The 2,490-nt window shown below is 71.0% G+C and carries 3 protein-coding genes; 2 read left to right on the forward strand and 1 reads right to left on the reverse strand.

What is annotated here, in order from left to right:
* Nucleotides 1-149, reverse strand: a 149-nt coding sequence (locus ACWDX9_RS62325) for an FAD-dependent monooxygenase (RefSeq protein ID WP_449973288.1), incomplete at its 3' end; no start/stop codon positions are given.
* Nucleotides 150-223: 74 nt separating this feature from the next.
* Between ACWDX9_RS62325 and ACWDX9_RS62330 the strand changes: the two genes are divergently transcribed.
* A complete protein-coding gene (locus tag ACWDX9_RS62330; protein ID WP_449973286.1) occupies nt 224-841 on the forward strand; it encodes a TetR/AcrR family transcriptional regulator in 618 nt (205 codons plus the stop codon).
* A gap of 290 nt (nt 842-1,131) precedes the next feature.
* On the forward strand, nt 1,132-2,490 hold a 1,359-nt coding region (locus ACWDX9_RS62335), incomplete at its 3' end, for a vWA domain-containing protein (protein WP_449973287.1).

Here is a 2,490-nt window from a genome sequence, read left to right on the forward strand (position 1 = left end):
GCCAGCGGGCCGATCCCCCGCGCCTTGGGCTCGGCGCTCGGCTCGGCGAGCCGCTCCAGCACCAGCGGCCTGGCTCCGGCGAGCCGTAACTCGGCGGCGAGCAGCAGCCCCACGGGCCCGGCCCCGACCACGATGACGTCGGCGTCCATCGTCGCTCCCTAAACTAGACTAGACCGTCTCGTCTCGTAGACTAGCCCTCCTCCGGAGAAAGTGGGTACAGACCATGGCCGAGCACGGCCCGCGACGCTCCCCGGCCAAGCGCCGGGCCATCCTCGACGCCGCGATCAAGGTGTTCACCGACCAGGGGTACGCCCGGGCGAGCGTGGACGCCATCGCCGCGGTGGCGGGGGTGGGCAAGCAGACGGTGTACGGCCACTTCGGGGACAAGGAGCAGCTGTTCCTGGCCGCGATCCAGGAGGCCAGGTCGGCGGTGAGCGCAGGCGACGCGGGCGGCACGGCGGACGTCGTCCTGAGCGGGGATCCGCGCGAGGGCCTGACCGCGCTCGGCGGGCGGATCCTCGACATCGCGCTCTCACCCCGCGTGTCCGCGCTGCACCGGCTGACCATCGCGGAGGTGGCGCACCATCCGGAGCTCCAGCGCACCTGGCGAGGGAGCTCGGCGTCGGCGGACCGCGCGGTGGTCGACTACCTGCGTGACTGCGACGCCGACGGGCGGCTGCGGGTCCCGGACCCGGCCAGGGCGGCGCGCCAGTTCTCGTTCCTGGTGATCACCGAGGGACGGGTCGAGACGGCGTACGGGACGCTGCCGCTGCGGCCCGAACGGCGGCACGCCATCGCCGCCGACGCCGCCGACCTCATCATCCGCGCCCACCGCCCCTGACAGGAAATGCCCCTTATGTCGGTTTTGTGAGTCAAGTGAATAATGTGGCCAATGTGACCAGCGGATTCACACATCGCTCATCAGCCGCCTGACCCGCCATTTCTCCCCTTAGGATTGCCATATGTCTGCGTCGAGGCTAAATTTCGGACCCCATTAATCAGACTTCCATTGCGCCCATAACTGCGACAGAAACTTCTGGTGGCCTCTCTCCGTTCTGCGGATAGGTAAAACGGCAACTGTGAGGAAATGTGCGCGTCACTTCATCCCTCAGGTCCCTTCTCGCCCTGGCCGTGACCGCTGCTGTGGCGCTCTTACCTACGGCCGCGAGCGCTTCGCCGCCCTCCGACGTCAAACCCGTCCGCGTGGTCGTCCTGGTCGACGAGTCGGGCAGCCTGTCCGGCCAGGACGTCGCCCGTGAACGGGCCGCCTCCCAGCTCATCGCCCTCAGCGAGCTCTCACCGCAGTCACAGGTGGCCGTGGTCGGCTTCGGCAGCTCCAACGGCCCGGGCCAGGCGGCCGTGGACATCGCCTGCCCGCTGACCGGCGTGGAGACGGCCCAGGACCGCGAGTCGCTGAGCCGGTGCGTGGAGAAGCTGCGCCGCCGTACCAGCGACGAGGGCGGCGACACCGACCACGCCGCCGCCCTGGAGCAGGCCCTCGACATCATGAACGCGCCCGACGACCAGCAGCGGGCGAAGATCGTCTTCTTGCTGACCGACGGCGTCCTCGACGTCAGGAACAGCCCGCAGTACGGCGCCGACGCCCAGGCGCGCAACCGCAACGCCCGGGCGCAGATCGACCGGAGCCTGCGGGACGCCGATAAGGCGCGCGTACAGATCTGGCCGCTGGGCTTCGGCTCGGCCGACAAGACGAGCCTCGATGCCTTCGCCGCGGGCGGCTGGCGGCAGCCCTGCGGCGACCAGGAGACGGCCACGCCCCGCGCGAGGGTGGTCGCGACCTCGGCGGACGTGGAGCGATCGCTGCTGGAGGCGTTCGCCTACGCGCGGTGCGCGGGCATCGAGCAGTCGGTCACCGACTCCCTCGAGCCGAACGCCACCGTCGACCTCCAGGTCAACATCCCGATCATCGCGACCGACGGCTCGATCGTGGTGGTCAAGCGCGACCGGCGCATCCGGGTGACCTACTTCGACCCCGACGGCAACCAGGTGCCCAAACAGGGCGAGCAGAACGACTCGACCTTCCAGGTCGCCGGCGAGGCCGGCCCGGTCGAGTCGCTGCGCATCCGCAACCCGCTGCCCGGCAAGTGGCGGGTCCAGCTGACCTCGCCGCCGGGCGTCAGCCGCCAGGACGTCAGCGCGACCGTCGTCTGGCAGGGCGCGCTGCGCGCCTCCATCTCCCTGAGCAACCCCCGGCCGCGTCCGGGCGAGCAGGTGGCCGTCCGGCTGCGCCTGCAGACCAGGACCGGCACGATCACCGACCCGGCGGCGCTGGAGGGCCTGCGCTTCACCGCCCGGATGTCCGGCGACGGCTTCCAGGAGCTCCCCGTCGACCTGCGCGACACGGGCGACGGCCCGGACCGCGCCCAGAGCGACGGCGAGTACTCCGGCCAGGTCACCATCCCGGCCACGGCCACCGGCGCCCTGTCCTTCCTGGGCAAGGTCACCGGCCCGGGCGTGGCCGGCGACGAG

The sequence above is a fragment of the Nonomuraea sp. NPDC003201 genome, assembly GCF_053590415.1.

Coding starts and splice junctions, on each gene's coding strand:
- ACWDX9_RS62330 (WP_449973286.1), top strand. CDS start 224: ATGGCCGAGCACGGCCCGCGACGCTCCCCGGCCAAGCGCCGGGCCATC.